At 40.7% G+C, this 18,456-nt stretch carries 18 protein-coding genes; 9 read left to right on the forward strand and 9 right to left on the reverse strand.

All coding sequences use genetic code 11. The features are described from left to right. From JMX50_RS13235 to JMX50_RS12370, 3 genes are all read right to left on the reverse strand, one after another. The coding region (locus JMX50_RS13235; protein WP_413786838.1) for a hypothetical protein at positions 1-321 on the reverse strand (321 nt) is incomplete at its 3' end. A 27-nt stretch (positions 322-348) separates the two neighbouring features. Then, positions 349-765, reverse strand: a complete 417-nt coding sequence (locus JMX50_RS12365) for a divergent PAP2 family protein (RefSeq protein ID WP_201629838.1) — start codon at positions 763-765, stop codon at positions 349-351. A 33-nt stretch (positions 766-798) separates the two neighbouring features. Beyond that, entirely contained in the window at positions 799-1,677 is an 879-nt protein-coding gene (locus tag JMX50_RS12370) for a decaprenyl-phosphate phosphoribosyltransferase (protein WP_201629840.1), read from the reverse strand. 56 nt (positions 1,678-1,733) lie between these two features. Here JMX50_RS12370 and JMX50_RS12375 point away from each other — a divergent pair, with 56 nt between their 5' ends. The 5 genes from JMX50_RS12375 to JMX50_RS12395 all read left to right on the forward strand — a co-directional run bounded on the left by JMX50_RS12375 (position 1,734) and on the right by JMX50_RS12395 (position 5,418). Then, positions 1,734-2,156: a GtrA family protein gene (locus JMX50_RS12375; protein ID WP_201629841.1), complete on the forward strand. Its 423-nt coding sequence runs from the start codon at positions 1,734-1,736 to the stop codon at positions 2,154-2,156. After that, positions 2,149-3,447 (forward strand): FAD-binding oxidoreductase, encoded by a 1,299-nt coding sequence (locus JMX50_RS12380; protein ID WP_201629842.1) that lies wholly within the window; start codon positions 2,149-2,151, stop codon positions 3,445-3,447. Before JMX50_RS12375 ends, JMX50_RS12380 begins: the two co-directional genes overlap by 8 nt. Positions 3,448-3,453: 6 nt before the next feature. Then, the gene (locus JMX50_RS12385) at positions 3,454-4,206 is read left to right on the forward strand and encodes an SDR family NAD(P)-dependent oxidoreductase (protein WP_201629844.1); all 753 of its coding nucleotides are present in this window, start codon (positions 3,454-3,456) and stop codon (positions 4,204-4,206) included. Next, positions 4,203-4,802: an IS1595 family transposase gene (locus JMX50_RS12390; protein WP_201629898.1), complete on the forward strand. Its 600-nt coding sequence runs from the start codon at positions 4,203-4,205 to the stop codon at positions 4,800-4,802. Before JMX50_RS12385 ends, JMX50_RS12390 begins: the two co-directional genes overlap by 4 nt. A 61-nt stretch (positions 4,803-4,863) precedes the next feature. Beyond that, positions 4,864-5,418: a pilin gene (locus tag JMX50_RS12395; RefSeq protein ID WP_320157655.1), complete on the forward strand. Its 555-nt coding sequence runs from the start codon at positions 4,864-4,866 to the stop codon at positions 5,416-5,418. 56 nt (positions 5,419-5,474) lie between these two features. On the opposite strand, the gene fdxA is transcribed toward JMX50_RS12395, so the two are convergent. Then, positions 5,475-5,798: a ferredoxin FdxA gene (gene fdxA / locus JMX50_RS12400; protein ID WP_149492489.1), complete on the reverse strand. Its 324-nt coding sequence runs from the start codon at positions 5,796-5,798 to the stop codon at positions 5,475-5,477. A 92-nt stretch (positions 5,799-5,890) separates the two neighbouring features. Beyond that, positions 5,891-8,971 carry a DNA mismatch repair protein MutS gene (gene mutS, locus JMX50_RS12405; RefSeq protein ID WP_201629845.1) on the reverse strand — a complete coding sequence of 1,027 codons (3,081 nt, stop codon included), beginning with the start codon at positions 8,969-8,971 and terminating at the stop codon, positions 5,891-5,893. A gap of 263 nt (positions 8,972-9,234) precedes the next feature. Between mutS and tnpA the strand changes: the two genes are divergently transcribed. After that, positions 9,235-9,633: an IS200/IS605 family transposase gene (gene tnpA / locus JMX50_RS12410; protein ID WP_201629848.1), complete on the forward strand. Its 399-nt coding sequence runs from the start codon at positions 9,235-9,237 to the stop codon at positions 9,631-9,633. Further along, positions 9,630-10,781, forward strand: coding sequence for an IS200/IS605 family element RNA-guided endonuclease TnpB (tnpB, locus tag JMX50_RS12415; protein WP_201629850.1), 1,152 nt, complete (start codon positions 9,630-9,632; stop codon positions 10,779-10,781). The genes tnpA and tnpB overlap by 4 nt, the downstream gene beginning before the upstream one ends. Before the next feature lie 178 nt (positions 10,782-10,959). Here tnpB and JMX50_RS13295 read toward each other — a convergent pair whose 3' ends face one another. Continuing rightward, positions 10,960-11,082 carry a hypothetical protein gene (locus JMX50_RS13295; protein WP_265088600.1) on the reverse strand — a complete coding sequence of 41 codons (123 nt, stop codon included), beginning with the start codon at positions 11,080-11,082 and terminating at the stop codon, positions 10,960-10,962. Positions 11,083-11,138: 56 nt separating this feature from the next. Between JMX50_RS13295 and secA the strand changes: the two genes are divergently transcribed. Continuing rightward, positions 11,139-13,913 (forward strand): preprotein translocase subunit SecA, encoded by a 2,775-nt coding sequence (secA, locus tag JMX50_RS12420; RefSeq protein WP_201629856.1) that lies wholly within the window; start codon positions 11,139-11,141, stop codon positions 13,911-13,913. Positions 13,914-14,226: 313 nt separating this feature from the next. Then, positions 14,227-14,778: a hypothetical protein gene (locus tag JMX50_RS12425; protein ID WP_201629857.1), complete on the forward strand. Its 552-nt coding sequence runs from the start codon at positions 14,227-14,229 to the stop codon at positions 14,776-14,778. 132 nt (positions 14,779-14,910) lie between these two features. On the opposite strand, the gene JMX50_RS12430 is transcribed toward JMX50_RS12425, so the two are convergent. The 3 genes from JMX50_RS12430 to JMX50_RS12440 form a co-directional block, all read right to left on the reverse strand. Continuing rightward, positions 14,911-15,660, reverse strand: a complete 750-nt coding sequence (locus JMX50_RS12430) for a YsnF/AvaK domain-containing protein (RefSeq protein WP_227671057.1) — start codon at positions 15,658-15,660, stop codon at positions 14,911-14,913. A 175-nt stretch (positions 15,661-15,835) separates the two neighbouring features. Beyond that, positions 15,836-16,684 (reverse strand): DUF2382 domain-containing protein, encoded by an 849-nt coding sequence (locus tag JMX50_RS12435; protein WP_201562382.1) that lies wholly within the window; start codon positions 16,682-16,684, stop codon positions 15,836-15,838. Between the two features lie 504 nt (positions 16,685-17,188). Then, the gene (locus JMX50_RS12440) at positions 17,189-18,370 is read right to left on the reverse strand and encodes a thiolase family protein (RefSeq protein WP_201619088.1); all 1,182 of its coding nucleotides are present in this window, start codon (positions 18,368-18,370) and stop codon (positions 17,189-17,191) included. Between the last annotated feature and the right edge of the window lie 86 nt (positions 18,371-18,456).

The raw sequence follows: 18,456 nt of genomic DNA on the forward strand, positions 1-18,456 counted from the left end.
GTGTATAATATATTTATTAGTCAATAAATATAGGAAATATATCGTTAAAGAGGTATATAAAAGTCCTAATGCTAAGCTGAGATAATACAAATCGTGGATGATATATTTGCCAACAACCAAATGTATCATCCATAAAGGATGTGTATAACTTTGAACCCTCTCGATGATGTTCCATCTCAAACCATATCCACTATGAAGGTTTTCTACTGTTCTAAACGTAATGTATGCATCATCAGCAACCCATGCTGAGAATAAAAAATACACAGCAAATACCAGCAAGCTTACTGGCAGCACTAATTTTTTTGTCTTGTAAAAACTCACATTAATACACCTCGTTTTAAACTATGCTTATAGCATACTTCCAACAAAACCCACCAAGCAACCAATAGCTATGCCAACGAATATTTCAGTCTTAGAATGACCAATTCTTTCTCTAAGTAATATTACTGAGTTATTGTTTAGTTGATTTAATCGATTAATGCCAATGGCGTGCTTTTCTATTTGTTTTCTTAAACTACTAGCGTCCAATATGACAATATAAGCTAGTGTAAGCGCTACTCCAAAAGCTGGTATATCTATACCGACCTTAAAGCCAATCAGGCTGACTATACTAGTGACAATGGCGCTATGATTGCTTGGCATGCCTCCGTAACCTATAAGGTCAAAAGCCAGTCTTTTTTCTATTATGCAGTTGAGAATAAATTTTGTAATACCACAGACAAACCAGGCAAAAAATGGCGTTATTGCGTAGATATAATATGACACAGTGATCTCTTTAAAATTGGATTCATGATTAGGTTAATTTAAATATATGACCCAGAAACAGCATCCTATCCAAAGAATCACTGTCAGTAGTAATTGTATATCCTGTAAAAGTGCATCTGTTGGTGACTCACCTTCATTTAATACATCAACCAAATACCAGTAACGGAACAAACCGTAAACTACGAAAGGGATGCTAACGACCAGTTTAGGTTGAACCGCCATTACATAGAGGCTATAAAAAACAATTGCCATAATAGCGGACATTTCTGCAAAGCGATCTACCAACTCAATAGAGTATTTTGCCAAAACATCCCTGCCATGAGATTTATTAATGATTATCTCTTGCCTTCTTTTAATAGAAGCCAAGTAAAGTGAAATACTTAATGTGGTTATAAACATCCATTCTGAAATAGGAACCGCAATAGCAAGAGCTCCTGAATAAACACGCAGTACAAAACCAGAAGCCACAATAAATATCTCTAGCACAGGCTCATTCTTTAACTTAAATGTATAACCCCAATTAATCAGCAAATAAAGTAAAATGACAAACATGACCGAGGGAATATATAACCAAAATGATAATAAAATGAGATAGAGTAAAATGAGTAGATATATGGCAGTTTTAGGTCTAACTTGCCCTGTCGCTAAAGGTCTGCTTTTAGACTTAGTAGGATGTTTACGATCTTTCTCTATATCTTTAAAATCATTTAGAATATACACTGCTGAAGCAGCAATACAAAATGCGATTGATGCCAATAGAGTAAGATAGGCCGACTCTATATTTAAAAATTCGCCAGCAAATAATAATGGAGCAAAAACGAAACCATTTTTCACCCATTGTTTAGGCCGAGTGAGCTTAATTAAGCCCAAAAACTCTTCAATGGTGATAAAATTGTTAGATATATTATACATATGATGATTTTCGATAAAAGATTAGTTAATAATAATATATTGACTTAGGTTAGCCTATGATTGAATCTATTAAAATTGCGTCGCTCTATACTTTGTTTGCAGTTGTCGCTACTTCCTGTAATATATTAACACAAGAGGTATATATTCACTTGGATTCTAGTAAGTTCTCACTTTATTCTTCTATTCTGGTGGGTACTGTGATTGGCTTATTAATAAAATACTTTTTAGATAAAAAATATATATTTAAATATGAAACAACAAGTACAGTACATAACAGCAAAGTATTTTTTTTGTATGCAGTGATGGGAGTTGTTACGACTTTAATTTTTTGGGGCTTTGAGCTTACTTTTCACTATGCTTTTGCAACGAAAGAAATGCGCTATTTGGGTGGAATTTTAGGATTAATTATTGGCTATATAGTTAAGTACAAATTAGATCAACGTTATGTATTTATAAGGTATTATTTATCAGATGGCTAAAATACAATCTTGGGGTCGACTAGCAAGTATAGAGCATAATATAGTTATTTTTGACACACCTAGTCACGCTATAGATCAATTAAAGCATCACTGTCCTGGTATTGCCCATGGCATGGGTCGCAGTTATGGTGATGCGGCTTTGAATACACATGGTAGCTTATGGCATACAACTAGCTTAGATCATTTTATATCGTTTGATATAAAAAGTGGGATATTGCATTGTGAGGCTGGAGTGAGTTTACAGGAAATAAACCGTGTCTTGATACCACAAGGCTGGATGTTACCTGTTACACCTGGTACGCAAATGGTCACAGTAGGAGGTGCTATCAGTAATGATGTTCACGGCAAAAATCATCATAGATTTGGTACATTTGGTGATCACATTTTATATATTAAGATATTACGTACTGATGAAGCTATTATTGAATGCTCTAGTCGTGAAAAACCTGAATGGTTTTATGCAACATTAGGGGGTATAGGATTAACAGGCTTGATACTAGAAGTAAAGTTACGGCTACGTGCTATTTCAAGTCCATGGATTGATTCTGAAACCATCCCCTATTACAGCATAGAAGAGTTTTTTGATTTAGCTGATTCTTCAGAAAAGGATTGGGAATATACCGTTTCTTGGATCGATTGCTTAACTGGATCTTCAGTTAAGGGATTGTTTATTCGTGGGAACCTATCTGAATCAAAAAACTTATCTATACCAAAATATAAAGACAAAACGTTGTTTTTCACTCCACCTATCTCTTTGGTAAATAAAGTTAGTTTACCTTTATTTAATTTCTCTTACTTCCATACTCACCGTTTAATGCGAAGGAAAGAAATAGTATATTATGAACCTTTTTTTTATCCATTAGATAAGTTACATGACTGGAATAAAATCTATGGAGCTCGTGGTTTTTATCAGTACCAATGCGTCATACCACGTGATGTTGGGGTACAAACTATTGAGGCTATGTTAAAGGTCATAAAAAAGTATAATCAAGGTTCGTTTTTAGCAGTGCTTAAAACTTTTGGTAATCGTCAGTCTAAAGGTATGCTGAGTTTTCCTCGACCTGGAGTTACACTTGCATTAGATTTTCCTAATCGAGGTCAACCTACTCTTGAGTTATTTACTGAGTTAGATCGTCTGGTTTATCATGCTAAAGGTAGACTTTATTTAGCAAAAGATGCTTGTATGTCTAAAGAGTTATTTGAAGTGGGCTATCCAAATTTTGAAAAATTTCTAAAATATAAAGATCCAGGCATTAGCTCGGATATGTCTCGGCGTTTATTAGGGGAGTAGGCAGTTTTGCAAAAGAAAAATATTCTAATTGTAGGAGGGACCTCTGTCATAGCAGAGCATTGTGTAAGAATTTGGCTTAGTCAGCAGCCATGTGATTTAATACTTGTAGGACGTAATAATTATAAATTACAAAGAGTTGCGAAAGACCTTATTTGCCGATGGCCGCAAACCAATATTCAGCTACAAGTAATGGATTTTTTAGACGCTAATGTGATTCAAAGCTATATTCAGACCTTAACCCAAGACTTTGCGATAGATATTGCTCTTATTGCGCATGGTAGCTTGCCTTTACAAGAAGAATGTCAGCTCGATATAGTTGATTGTAAGCATTCTTTAGAAATAAATGGTATCTCACCTGTTCTATTTGCTGAAGCGATTATTCAAAGTATGATAAAAAATAATCATGGGAAACTAGGTATTATAGGGTCAGTGGCAGGTGATCGAGGTCGTGGTTCTAACTATATATATGGCGCATCAAAATCTCTAATCGATACATATGCACAAGGTTTACAGCACCGATTAGCGCTACGTAAAAGCGCAGTCACGGTAACCTTGATTAAACCTGGTCCTACCGCAACGCCTATGACAAAAGACTTAGTAATTAAAGGAAAGCTGGCTGATCCTAAGCACGTCGCAAAAAATATTATTAAAGCTATAAGTAATAGCAGAAAGCTTATTTATACGCCTAGTAAATGGTTACTAATCATGCTGATCATAAAAAACCTACCTTCTGTTATTTTTAATAAAATGGATATATAGATTTTACGGCTGAAGTAACCGCTAGAACAGCCGCAGATTTACTCAATATCCAACCTAACACTGCTGCACTTTTTTATCATAAAATAAGACTTGTTATAGATAACCATCTCTCATTACAAGCTGATGAGCTTTTTGATGGTGAAGTCGAATTAGATGAAAGTTACTTTAGTGGCGTACGCAAAGGCAAAAGAGGTTGCGGGGCTACTGGTAAAACAGCTGTATTTGGTCTTCTAAAACGAAACGGTAAGGGTTTATACCATTGTCGTAGCAGACAGACTACTCTAATGCCTGTTATTAAGCGTAAAATTAAGCCTGACAGCTTTGTTTATACGGATAGTTATCGAGGTTACAATGCATTGGATGTGAGCGAGTTTAAACATTTTAGAGTCAATCACTCTAAAGGATTTACTTGTGGTAAAAGCAATCACATCAATGGCATTGAGAACTTTTGGAATCAGTCTAAGCGAACCCTCAGAAAATATAATGGGATTGATAAAAAGAACTTCCATTTATTTTTAAAAGAGTGCGAGTTTAGATTTAACTATGGCTCACCATCTAATCAGCTTAAAACCCTGAGAATATGGTGTGATATTTAATCCTTATATACTACAGCCCCTAGATTTTTAGTTACTAGGAAATAATAGGTATACTTCTTGCATGACTGTCGTTGAATCGATAACTGCAGAAAACGGTATGCATCTATATTACTTAGAAATTCAAAATTACAGTTCGCATAATAAAATGTCTAGTGAGTCTGGCTTTACACTCACGGAACTCCTAATTGTGGTAGCTATTATCGGTATCCTAGCGGCTGTTGCTATTCCTGCTTATCAAGACTATATCACGCGCGCACAAGTCAGTGAGGCGGTGCATTTGTTAGGAGCGTTAAAGCAACCCTTGGCTGAATATGGTAAAGAAAAAAATGCTTGGCCGACGAAAATAATCGATCTCAATACTACTCTAAATACTAATCAGATTAGCGCCATGCGAACGGGGAAATACTCAGTCGTCAGTAACACAGTGCAGGGAACTTACCCTAACGGTGTAATGACGGCAACTATAAATATAGGCAAAGCTTCAGGTGCTGTATTGTCGATGACTACGGTTGATGGTGGTTCAGCCTGGATTTGTGGTAACTTTACTATAGCTGGAGTAACAGGCGTTGGCACGACAGTGAACACCAGATATTTACCAAATGCTTGTAAACCATAAACCGGTTAATAATACTTACTATGATACAGGTTTTATATCTTATTGAGTCTTAATAGCTACTTCTCTAAATACTGAATTTTACCTTCCACGCCATCCCACTTTTCAGCTTCTGGTAATTGACCCTTCATCTCAGTGATGTTTGGCCATTTTTGTGCCAGCTCTTCATTTAGCTGAGTGAATACCTCTTGCCCTTTTGGCACTTCATCTTCTGAGAAGATGGCATTGGCAGGGCATTCAGGCTCGCATAGTGCGCAGTCGATGCACTCATCAGGGTCGATGACGAGGAAGTTCGGTCCTTCATAAAAGCAGTCTACAGGACAGACTTCCACACAGTCGGTGTATTTGCAAAGAATGCAGTTCTCTGTAACGACAAAGGTCATAGTACTGTCTACCTGTTATTGGATTGGGCGAAATAGAATAGATTAAAAATAAGGCACATTTTAGCGCTTTTACCACTCATTGACAATTCCCTTTAATGACTAATGATTTCCTTTAGATGATAAAGTAAGTCATGTGCTTGCCTTGGCGTTAGGTTATCAGGATTAATCGCACTTAGCTCATCTTGTAAGCTAAACAAATGATTTTGTTGTGGAATATTACCTGATTTTTGAGTTCGAGTAGTATCACTGACCCTTATGCTTTCTACTTTACTCTCATAATTTTGCTGCTGTTTATCGTTTAACGACTTAGCTAATTCATTTTTATCATCAATGGTTTTTTCGTTTTCCGCTTTTAGGTTGTCTATTAAATAACGTTTGGCATCATTAAGCACCTGAGTTGGGATACCAGCCATTTTTGCCACATGGAGTCCAAAGCTGGAGCTTGCCGCGCCATCTTTGATTTGATGGAGTAATAGCAACTGACCATCGACTTCACTGGCGGCGACATGGACGTTGCGGATATTGGCATGATTGCTTGCATTATTTTCTATATTTTTTTCTGTGTTATTTTGCGCCAATTTTGTCAACTCAAAGTAATGGGTGGCAAATAATGTCAGGCAGCCAATCTCGACCAATCTATTGACGCAAGCATGGGCGATTGCTAAACCATCAGTGGTAGCCGTACCGCGTCCGACTTCATCCATCAGCACCAGTGATTTATTGGTCGCTTGATTCAGGATATTAGCGGTTTCAATCATCTCAACCATGAAGGTAGATTTGCCACCTGCTAAGTCATCAGCTGAGCCAATACGCGTAAAGATACGGTCGATATCACCGATATGAGCGCTTGATGCTGGGACAAAACTACCGCAATGAGCGAGTAGGACAATCAGCGCGGTTTGCCGCATATAGGTAGATTTGCCGCCCATATTAGGACCGGTAATCATTAACAGTCTTTCAGGATTGGTATGACTGCCTAATGCGCAATCATTGGCAACGAAATGGCTGCTATGTTTGGTACTGCTTTGATGAATATTATTGCTCGTATGGATTGGATTTAAAGCAGCTTCGACAACGACATGACGACCTGCTTTGATATAAATACTAGTTTGGCTATCAATTTTTGCATAACTGTCATTTTTTGAGTCGTTACTCATGACTGGACGTTGCCAATTATAAATTATGGCAAGCTGTGCCCAATTGCTAAGGACATCTATTTGTGCGATAGCCGCGCTAAGCTGTTGCAGTTCGGCTAAATGGCTACTTAATATGGTCAATAGTTCGTGATATAGCTGCTTTTCGCGAGTCAACGCTAATGTCTGTGCGCTTAGATATTCGGTCTCGACTTCTTTTAGCTCATCAGTAATAAAGCGCTCGCTGCTTTTCAGCGTTTGCCGCCGGATAAAATGCGCCGGTGCATTCTTTGCCTGCATTTTGGGTAATTCAAAATAAAAGCCGCTGACTTTATTAAAGCCGACTTTTAGACTGGGTAATTGACTCTCCTGACGCGCACGTTCAACCATTTCATCTAAAGTCACTTGGATATTGTCATGCAAATGGCTGAGGCGATCAAACTCTGCATCGTAGCCTGCCGCAAGCATGCCACCATCACGAATATGCGCTGGTGGCTCTGCAATAATAGCGCGCTCGATTAGCTCGGCCACGGATTGTACGGCAGGTAGTTGGGCAGGTAATTGCTGCATCAGCATGGGCAGCAATCCTGCTTGCTCATGGCTAATACCTGCATTTATCAGTAAAGTATTAAGCTGGGCGCTACTAGCAATACCATCAGCCAATTTACGCAAGTCACGTGGCTTGGCACTCATCAGCCCGATACGGCTACTGATACGCTCAATATCACCGATAGCATTTAAGGTTTCACGCAAACTGCTGACCAATGAATGTTTTTCTAAGTTTTCATTAACCTGCTTATTTTCGTCAGAATGATTGTCCGACTGCAAAAGGCTAGTGATTGCATCTAAGCGCAGATTAATACGTGTATGCTGACGCAAGGGACGTTTCATTTGCTGCATGAGTAAGCGGCGTCCCATTGGCGTTTGACAATGATTAAGTACCGATATTAATGATGTACCATTGCTGCTAACGGGGGTAAACAGCTCAAGGTTTTGCTGACTATTGGCATCAATGATTAAATAATCATCATTATATTCAACAACAAGCTGGTTAACTTGTGGCACATGGCGTTGCTGGGTTTGCCGTGCATAATGAATTAGTGCGGCACAGCTAGATTGGGCAAGTGGCGCGTCACTAATACCAAGCCCATCTAGACGTTGTACGTCAAACTGCTGGCAAAGGGTTGCGCTGGCATGCTCACGGTGAAAGTCATTAGCCGCAACTTCGATAATAGGGCAATCAAGATTTTGCCGTAGCCATAGCAGCCAATCTTCGCCATTACTACCACTACTGTCAAAACTGTTGCCAAGTGCCTCGCTAATAATACATTCACTCGGCGCAAAGCGTGCCAGCACCGTCAGCATTTGAGTTTGCAAGCCTTCAATATCATCATGGCTGTTATTCGAGCTGGCGCTAAGCGTTTGCGTCGTTAGGGTTCCAGCCGTTAAATCCATTTGGCTAATGGCTGCTTGCAAGGGTTGTTTGCTGTTTGATTTAGGAATTTCGATATCAATGGCGACGACAGTCGGTGTGTGATTGGGCGCAATCAGCGCATCGTCGGTAATCGTTCCTGCAGTCAGGGTTTTAACTACTTCACGGCGCATGATAGTGCCAGCTGCCGATTTACTTTTATCTTTCTTTTGCTTCTCGCCCATTGTCGGTGTATTGGACGGGCTGCTAGTAACTGACTCGTCAATTTGCTCACAAACGACCACGGTCTGCCCAGCGGCAATGAGCCGTGCCATATAGCTATCAGCCGCATGAAACGGCACTCCTGCCATCGCAATGGTGTTACCGGCTTTATCCGTACCACGGCGAGTGAGCGTGATATCGAGTATCTGCGCCGCGCGCTTGGCATCATCAAAAAATAACTCATAAAAATCACCCATCCGGTACAGCAGCAGCGCTTGTGGATAGTTGGCTTTCATGGTTAGATATTGCACCATCATCGGCGTATGGTCTGCCAAGTGATAAACGGCATCACCTATGACTAATGGTTCAGCTAAATGAGGATTTTGAGCGGACGGCTTAACGGTCATGCAGGATCTCTTATGATGCTTAAATGGGTTTACGTGGGGCGAAATGCTGATTTTTATAAGAATAAATAACGGCTGAGGGTTAGTAAATTATCCCGTTAAATGGAGTAGGGAAAAGCTTGAAAGATTAAGACTATAAGCGCTATTTTAACATTTTAGCGCAGAAGTCTCCCATCTCTTAGGTGGTGAGATGAATACGTATTTTATTGACTTTGATATTTTACTGGCTTACGATCAGTGTAAATTAATTAAGTTTATGTATAGCAATGATATTAGATACTAATGCTCATTCAGTCTTTTTGCTAAACTACCATCTTATCATGGTAACTAAGTATCGCCGTGAGGTTTTTGATAATGAAATATCTAATGCCGCTAAAGCAATATTTGAACGAATCGGTATGAGCTATAAAATCGAGCTACTAGAATGGAATCATGACAAAGACCATGTTCATGTTTTATTCAAAGCCCATCCTAAAACCGAAATCAGTAAATTCATTAATGCGTATAAGTCAGCTAGCTCTCGCTTACTAAAAAAAGGTTACCCTAGAATTAAAGATAAGCTTTGGGAATCTAAGTTTTGGTCGCAATCGTTTTGCTTAATCACTACAGGCGGCGCGCCACTAGAAGTTATTAAGCAATATATTATCAATCAAGGGGAGTCATGACTAAGCAAATCCTTAAAGCCTACAGGGTAAGATTATACCCAAATGACGAGCAGCAGATATTCCTTGCTAAGTCGTTTGGTTGTACGCGCTTTATCTGGAATAAGATGCTTGCTGATAAAATAAGTCATTACCAAGAAACCAATACTGAGCTTAAAAATACACCTGCCCAATATAAAAAAGAGTTTGAGTGGCTAAAGGAAGTAGACAGCTTGGCACTAGCCAATGTCCAGCAAAACCTAAGAGCTGCTTATAGTAAGTTCTTTAAAGGCGCGGGCTTTCCTAAATTTAAGAAAAAAGGTCAGCGTGATAGCTATATCACTAACAATCAAAAAGGCACAGTGGCGATCACAGATAGCACTGTTAAACTGCCTAAGATTGGTCATATCAGCGCTAAATTCCCTGACAAAATAAACGGCTTAATCAAGAGCGCTACGGTTAGTAAAAGCCCATCGGGTAAATACTATGTGAGCCTCTTAGTCGAAACTATTGTCAGCGAGTTACCAAAAACAGGCTTAAGAATAGGTATTGATTTAGGATTGACAGACTTTATCGTCTTATCGGACGGGTGTAGGGTTGCTAATCCTAAGTTTTTATCAAGGCTGCAAGGTAAACTTACGCGAGAACAAAAGATTTTAGCCAGACGTAGAGAAGTTGCTCAAGCTCAGCAACGTAAGTTGTCAGACAGTCGCAACTATCAAAAACAAAAGGTTAAAGTTGCTAAAGTGTACGAGAAGATAACCAATAGCCGCAAAGATTTCCTACATAAGCTCTCATACAAAATCATCAAAAACCACGATGTTATTGCTATAGAGGATTTAAACGTCAAAGGTATGGTTAAGAATAAAAAGCTGTCTAAGGCCATCTCAGACAGCTCATGGTCAACCTTCACTACCATGCTTGCATACAAGGCAGAATGGTACGGTAAAACGCTTGTCAAGATAGACCGATGGTATCCATCCTCTAAAACTTGCTCAGGGTGTGGTCATTTACTGACTAAAGCTGAATTACCGTTGTCAGTGCGATCATGGGATTGCCCTAGTTGTTTGCAAAAAAATAATAGGGACATCAACGCCAGCATCAATATCTTAAATCAAGGATTGATGCTGGCTGAACAATCAAAAACCGTCGGTGCGGCGGGGTTAGCTTAGCCAATTTACCTAACCGCTGATACAAAATATCGTATCAAGTATGGGTATTATCTAAGAAACCCCTACCTCTTTAGGTAGTGGGTAGTTCATCACGTCCTACTAGGTTTTTACGTCGGCAAATATCTACTCATTGCCCTTGTATCCATCGGCGTCATAACCATATATAATGACGTCACACTTAATTGGGCGATACTTCATTAGGCGATACTTCATTAGGCGACACGTCATTAGTCAGTACTTCATTAAGTGGTACGTTGGTCGGGTGATGACTATGATAGCTATGATGACAAGGCGGCAGCATATGAAGCCTTGGCTAATGCGCACTAATTATCGAATATTTCCATAGGTCAAAAAATTATGTTATCAAAGATTATAGGCAGTGTCGTTGGCACGAAAAATGACCGCGAATTAAAGCGCATGCGCAAAGTGGTCAGCAAAATCAACGCACACGAGGCTACGATACAAGCCCTGTCTGATGAGCAATTACAACAAAAAACCGAAGAGTTTAAAGCAAGACACCAAAAAGGTGAAAGCTTAGATGCATTATTACCAGAAGCGTTTGCGGTCTGCCGCGAAGCATCGCTACGCGTCAATGGCATGCGTCACTATGATGTGCAGCTAATCGGTGGTATCACCCTGCACGAAGGCAAAATCGCTGAGATGAAAACCGGTGAAGGTAAAACTCTAATGGGTACCTTGGCCATGTATCTCAATGCTATCAGTGGCAAAGGCGTCCATCTGGTCACGGTCAACGATTATTTGGCCGCGCGTGATGCGGAATTAAACCGTCCATTATTCAGCTTTTTGGGTATGACGGTTGGCGTTATTTATTCGCAGCAGCCGCCTCAAGAAAAAATTGACGCTTATCAAGCAGATATCACTTATGGTACCAACAACGAATACGGTTTTGATTATCTGCGCGATAATATGGTTTTTAGCTTAGCTGAGAAAAAACAGCGTCCGCTAAACTTCTGTATCATTGATGAAATTGACTCTATTTTAATTGATGAAGCACGTACGCCATTGATTATCTCGGGTCAAGCCGAAGATTCATCACGCATGTATGCGCTGATTAACACCATTATTCCGGTGCTTATTCGTTCAAAAGACGAAGAAGCCAATAAGAATAACGAAGAAGAAGATTTCTGGATTGATGAGAAAAACCGTCAAATCGAGATTAGCGAAAAAGGCTATGAGAAAATTGAGCGTTTCTTAATTGAAGTTGGCGAGCTTGGTGAAAATGAAAGTTTATATAGCCCAAGCCGTTTGCCACTATTGGCGCACGTCCAAGCAGCGATTCGTGCTCACCATGTTTTCGTTAAAAACGTCCATTACATCGTTGATGATGGCGAAGTGGTTATCGTTGATGAAAACACTGGTCGTACGATGCCCGGTCGCCGTTGGTCAGAAGGTCTGCATCAAGCGGTAGAAGCCAAAGAAAATGTTGAAATTCAAGCAGAGAACCAAACGCTTGCAACCACGACATTCCAGAACTACTTCCGTCTCTATGACAAACTGTCAGGTATGACAGGTACAGCTGATACCGAAGCGGCAGAATTTAAATCCACTTATGATTTAGATGTCATCGTGATTCCAACCCATGAGCCAATTGCGCGTATCGATATGGATGACCAGATTTTCTTAACCAAGTTAGGGAAATATAAAGGTATCATCCGCGAGATTAAAGAAATTCAAGCCAAAGGCGCACCAGTATTGGTTGGTACGGCGACGATTGAAGCCAGTGAAGAGTTGTCTTATTTGCTTGACCAAGAAGGCGTCAAACATAACGTCCTAAACGCCAAGCAACATGAGCGTGAAGCAGAGATCATCGCACAGGCTGGTAGTCCAAAGGCTGTAACGATTGCGACCAACATGGCTGGTCGTGGTACCGATATTATCCTTGGTGGTAACTGGCAATCATTTATCGAAGATATTGATTCGGTTAGTCCAGAAGAGATGGCACGCCTAAAAGCGCAGTGGCAGGTCAAGCATGACCAAGTCGTTGCTGCTGGTGGTCTACATATTATCGGCTCTGAGCGTCATGAATCACGCCGTATTGATAACCAGCTGCGTGGTCGTGCCGGTCGTCAAGGTGACCCAGGGATGTCGCGCTTCTTCTTATCGCTTGAAGATGACTTGATGCGTATCTTTGCCGGTGACCGCGTCGTTAACATGATGCGCGCCATGGGTCTTAAAGAAGATGAAGCCATTGAACATAAAATGGTCTCAAAATCGATTGAAAATGCCCAAGGTAAAGTAGAAAGCCGCGATTTCGATGCCCGTAAAAACCTATTGAAATACGATGACGTCGCCAATGAGCAGCGTAAAGTCATCTATAGCCAGCGTGATGATTTACTGGCAGAGCTAGATTTGTTAGAGGCCATCGAAGTCATGCATCATGAAGTTTATAATGCCATGATTAACCAGTTTATCCCGCCGGGCTCTATCGATGACCAATGGAATATCGATGGTTTAGAAGACGAGCTTGAGGACGAATTCAAGATTGCCATGCCCATTAACGATTGGCTTGATGAAGATCGCCGCCTAGATGAAGAAGGCTTACGTGCCAAAATCATCCAAACGGCATTGGATCGTTATCATAGCCGCCGTGAGCAAATGGGCGAAAAAGATGCCGCCCAGCTTGAGCGTCACTTTATGCTCCAAAGCCTAGATAAGCATTGGAAAGAGCATTTAACCCAAATGGATCAGCTGCGTAAAGGTATTCATCTGCGTGGTTATGCACAAAAAAACCCTGAGCAAGAATATAAGCGTGAGTCGTTTGAATTATTCCAAATGATGCTTGGGGCAATTAAATCTGAGACGGTACAAGATTTATCACGTGTACATATCCCGACCAAAGAAGAGCTTGCAGCATTAGAAGCGCAGCAGCGTGAAAATGCGGCGCAGATGCAAATGCAGTTTGAGCACAGCGATATCGACAATATGGATAGCGGCGCCGATAGAGCCGCTGCACAAAACCGCAATCTTGCTGGGGCGACCGCAGCAGGCGCTGTGGTGGGTAGTGGTGGTGCAAATGAGCCAGACCCATACGCTGGTATGAATATCAGCCGTAACGCCCCGTGTCCTTGTGGCTCAGGACTGAAATATAAACAATGTCACGGTAAAATCTAAACATTGATAATCAACCATTGTTAAGTTATGATAAAAAGTCCCTATCTAAAATAGATAGGGACTTTTTTTATAGATATAGCCTTAGTACTTATATCGAATAATTGGTATGAGTATGAGTATGAGTATGAGTATGAGTATGAGTATGAGTATGAGTATGAGTATGAGTATGAGTATGAGTATGAGTATGAGTATGAGTATGAGAATTACGATTATAAAAGTATCAGTGTCTTTTTAGCGATTAATTACAAATCCAACATAGGCGTGAATTTACGGGCGCGCTATAGTGTTTAACATCTTTATTTGGGAGAGTGTGATGAATGTAGAATTATTAAAAAAATTGCGTACCTCTGTTGTCCTAACCAGTTTACTGGCGGGTGCCATGACGCTTAGCGCTTGTCAACAACAGCAAGAGACAGAGCCAAGTCTAGAAGACAGTATCAGTGAAGAGCAGTCTGTACCCATGTCTGCTGATCCTGCCGAGCCTAGTGATGTGGTGGTAGATGCGCCTGCCAGCGACGTAGAAGATGATACGATTGCTTCTGTTAATACCGGCGTCAATCAAATAAGTTATTCATGTTCACCTGCGCTCGCCGTTGAAGCGACGTATAAAGATACTGATAATCAGGTCATTCTTGCAACTGCCCAAGGTACAGCGACTTTAACGAAAACCAACGATGCGACTAACCCTGAAGTGTTTGAAGCAAAAACTGCCATCGATGGTGGTGAAGGCTTTATACAGTGGCGCGTGGCTCATAAAGAGCGCGAAACAGGTGTGATGCGTACGGCGGGTGCAGATGCAACCAACGTCAGCACGTATGAGTGTAAGAAAGCCGAAGATGCTGCAACTGTAGAAGACGCAGTATAAAAGTAGGTTTATAAAATGAGGTTTTTTCTGATTAAATTTAGATAAAACCTTATAAAAAAAGCAACGCTGACGTTGCTTTTTTTTGGTCTGGCCTTTGAAGTTCTTAGAATAAATGCTCGATTTTATATAACTTTATTCTTTATACGATGTACTATGTTCACGTTCATGGGCTAAAAAACCTTCTTCGGTAACATCTAGCTCTTCATGCTTAACTTCTACTTGAATGCTGTCGGTATGCGTATGGGTGGTTTTATTAATCTCTACTTCTTGCATCACATGAGTATCTTTGGTAATCGTCGCCACTTGACGCGATAAAATAATCTCAATCGGCTCAGCGCCCATCTCAATCTGTTTGCCATTGATTGTTACCACGGCTCTGCTATCTAACGATGGCTCCACGTGACGTAATATGTCTTTATCATCGTACTTACCTGATAATAAATCCTGACTTTCTGCATCATAATAATCAGTGCGTACAGTAATATATTCTTCTACCAATTCAATAGGTACGTCGATGGTTTTTGTGCGCGTATGCTTAGTGACCGTTACTTTGCCGACATCCAAGCGTTCCTTGTTAATGACAGGGCGTTCTTCTAATAGTTCTAGATAACCACCGTTTTTCATGTCTTCTAGATTATTTGACAGATTGTTTGCTGAATTATTGAATAAACCATCTTGCCCACTGCCTATTAGTGCTTGCTGCTGATTAGACTTAAAAGTAGGGGAGGAAGTAGATAAGTCAGGTGTAGCTAAATCAGGCGCGGGTAATTTATTCTCACCACTATGGTTGGCTATTCTATCTAAAGAAGAAGCATTCGTTGTTGCTAAGTGTGCATCTTGCTTAATTGGCTGCTGTTTCATGTCATTGTCGTCGGCGTTCATGATCATATTCCTTATGGGCAGATATAATAAATAGGTATAAAAAAAGACCAGAGGCGAGCTCTGGTCTTATCTACTGAGCATAACACTCAGCTGCTAATTACGGTCACATAGTATGCATTCATCTTATGAAGAATTGCTTATCAAAGATGGTGGAACTATGCGAAAGAATTGCTTATTACATACCACGAGCGCGGCGTACATCTTCGGCAGTGATATCATCGCGGTCAAAAAGATTACCATCGCGGTCAACCACGTTACCATCACCATCGATATCTAACTCTTCGCGTTGAATGGTTTCAGCAATCGTTTCAGTATGACGCTCAGTTGTCTTACCGACATTTACTTCTTCAGAGACATAAGTTTCTTTATTAACGCGGGCACGTTCCGCTTCTAGCTCAACTTCCACGGTTTGGTTGCCATCAATATCACCGATACGGCGGTCTGTTGGGCGGTCTACGTTGGTACGCTGGATATTAGCGTGCTCTTCTTCTAGCTCGACGTCGATATTACGCTCTTCAGTCACCACATGCTTACCGACTTTTACCAAGCCTGCTACGATACGATCTTTATTAACTGTCAAGCGCTCTTCTAGGAGCTCTAGCGTATTTGGGGCATTATAGGCATGGTCTGCAATCTCCATACGTTCAGCTTCTGGAATGCTATCAGCCACAAATGATTGACGATCTTTTTCATACTGCTCTTTATAGCTGTATTGATAGTCGTGATCGTATACTTCCATTGCTTCGACTTGCGCTTGCGTTAGGCTATCAAAAAAGACATCATCACCAACGATACGCGCTAGACCTGCTGGTACCAATACTTCTTTTGAGCTAAACCAACCGCCTGCGTCAACGATTAGATAACGAATGCGACCGGTGGTATCTTCTACTAAAGCGCCTTCGATTTTACCGATTTTTTCTTCATTGACGCCGTATGCTGTTTTGCCTGTTGGGTCATAATAGTCATCACCGATAAGGTCACGGTGAGTCGCTTGGATATCTCTTAAACGAATTAGTTGGCTCATTATTATCTTCCTTTTATATGAGTAAATTTTATTTAAATAAATTAGTAATTATTGTTTTAAAATAAAATGCGATAAAAATCGCATTACTGAGAAACTGGTAAGTTGTTGTCTTAAGCCAAGACGGCTCTAGTGGATAGCTAAATTGTTAATTTAATTAACAACTCTAGTAAATAGCCTTTCCATCAACTTGTTCATATCGTAACAGCACGATTTTCAATGAGATATATGAGCAAGGTAGCAAAGTGTGCGCTTGAGGTAATTGCGTGTAATAGGCTGTAAAACTCACTATCACTATATAAATTTAAGTTAAGGCTTTCTTACAGCAATAAACAAATTTTCGTGATTTGTAAATTTCACGCATAAAAAAACCGCACAACCAAAAGTCATGCGGTTTTTAAATAGTAAGAAAATCAGTTAACGCTTAGAACTATTAACTCAATATTAGGGTCTTAAAATTTTTTAAGGCGCTAAGATTTAGAAGTTAAAAGGTTAAACGGTTTAAAATTAAGCCAGTTCAATTGCTACAGCAACCGCTTCACCACCACCGATACATAAGGTTGCGACGCCTTTTTTGCCGCCCGTACGTTTTAGCGAGTTGATAAGCGTCACTAAGATACGCGCACCTGAACAGCCTACTGGATGACCAAGGGCACAAGCGCCGCCTTCGACGTTGACTTTAGCGTGCTCGATGTTGAGTTCATCCATCGCAGCCATCGTTACCATCGCAAATGCTTCGTTGATTTCCCATAGGTCGACATCAGCAACTGACCAACCTGCTTTGTCCAATACTTTTTCAATCGCGCCAACTGGAGCAATGGTAAATTCGCTTGGATGACGTGAATTAGAAGCCGCGGCTACGATGCGTGCTTGATAATCTAAGCCTTCCTCTTTTGCTTGTGACTCTTTCATCATTACGACAGCTGCAGCGCCGTCTGAGATTGAGCTGGCATTTGCCGCGGTAATCGTACCGTCTTTAGCGAAAGCTGGGCGTAGGGTAGGAATACGCTCAGCATTGGCAAGGGCTGGCTGCTCATCAGTATCGACGCTTTGCTCGCCTTTACGAGTTTTGAAAGTAACTGGCGTAACTTCATCTTTAAAATGACCGTCCTTAATGGCTGTCAACGCACGGTTAAGCGACTCAATGGCAAAATCATCCATTTGCTCACGGGTATAGCCTTTTTCATTGGCCATTTCTTGGGCAAATTGACCCATCAGCTTACCTGTTTCAGCGTCTTCTAGACCGTCTAAGAACATATGGTCTTTGACTTCTTTATGTCCCATGCGATAGCCGCCGCGCGACCCTGGCATAATATAAGGCGCATTGGTCATCGATTCCATGCCACCTGCAACTGCCACGTTAAAGCTGCCCGCTTTAATACCATCGTGCGCTTGCATAACCGCTTTTAGACCTGAACCACAAAGTTTATTAATGGTAACGGCACCAGTAGCATCATTTAGACCTGCTTTACGCATGGCTTGACGAGCAGGGCCTTGACCAAGACCGGCGGTCAAGATACAGCCCATGATGACTTCATCAATATTATCAACGCTTACGCCTGAACGCTCAACAGCGGCTTTAATAGCAGCAGCGCCCAATTCTGTGGCGCTCATGTCTTTAAGTGCGCCTTGAAAGCCGCCCATTGGAGTACGTGCGCCGTTTAAAATTACAATTGCATCATTTGACATTATTCTTCTTCCCTTTTAGGTTTTGAAACGAAAGTGCTATTTTTCATCATTAAAATAAAACAGTTAAGCTAAAGCCATCCGCTTAT

This window comes from Psychrobacter maritimus (assembly GCF_904846345.1).
GTDB lineage: Bacteria > Pseudomonadota > Gammaproteobacteria > Pseudomonadales > Moraxellaceae > Psychrobacter > Psychrobacter maritimus.

Excerpts from the sequence above, each read along its gene's own strand:
- JMX50_RS12370 (WP_201629840.1), bottom strand. The coding sequence starts at position 1,677 with ATGTATAATATATCTAACAATTTTATCACCATTGAAGAGTTTTTGGGC.
- JMX50_RS12375 (WP_201629841.1), top strand. The coding sequence starts at position 1,734 with ATGATTGAATCTATTAAAATTGCGTCGCTCTATACTTTGTTTGCAGTT.
- JMX50_RS12380 (WP_201629842.1), top strand. The coding sequence starts at position 2,149 with ATGGCTAAAATACAATCTTGGGGTCGACTAGCAAGTATAGAGCATAAT.
- JMX50_RS12395 (WP_320157655.1), top strand. The coding sequence starts at position 4,864 with ATGACTGTCGTTGAATCGATAACTGCAGAAAACGGTATGCATCTATAT.
- fdxA (WP_149492489.1), bottom strand. The coding sequence starts at position 5,798 with ATGACCTTTGTCGTTACAGAGAACTGCATTCTTTGCAAATACACCGAC.
- mutS (WP_201629845.1), bottom strand. The coding sequence starts at position 8,971 with ATGACCGTTAAGCCGTCCGCTCAAAATCCTCATTTAGCTGAACCATTA.
- tnpA (WP_201629848.1), top strand. The coding sequence starts at position 9,235 with ATGATATTAGATACTAATGCTCATTCAGTCTTTTTGCTAAACTACCAT.
- tnpB (WP_201629850.1), top strand. The coding sequence starts at position 9,630 with ATGACTAAGCAAATCCTTAAAGCCTACAGGGTAAGATTATACCCAAAT.
- JMX50_RS13295 (WP_265088600.1), bottom strand. The coding sequence starts at position 11,082 with ATGCTGCCGCCTTGTCATCATAGCTATCATAGTCATCACCCGACCAAC.
- secA (WP_201629856.1), top strand. The coding sequence starts at position 11,139 with ATGTTATCAAAGATTATAGGCAGTGTCGTTGGCACGAAAAATGACCGC.
- JMX50_RS12425 (WP_201629857.1), top strand. The coding sequence starts at position 14,227 with ATGAATGTAGAATTATTAAAAAAATTGCGTACCTCTGTTGTCCTAACC.
- JMX50_RS12430 (WP_227671057.1), bottom strand. The coding sequence starts at position 15,660 with ATGAACGCCGACGACAATGACATGAAACAGCAGCCAATTAAGCAAGAT.
- JMX50_RS12435 (WP_201562382.1), bottom strand. The coding sequence starts at position 16,684 with ATGAGCCAACTAATTCGTTTAAGAGATATCCAAGCGACTCACCGTGAC.
- JMX50_RS12440 (WP_201619088.1), bottom strand. The coding sequence starts at position 18,370 with ATGTCAAATGATGCAATTGTAATTTTAAACGGCGCACGTACTCCAATG.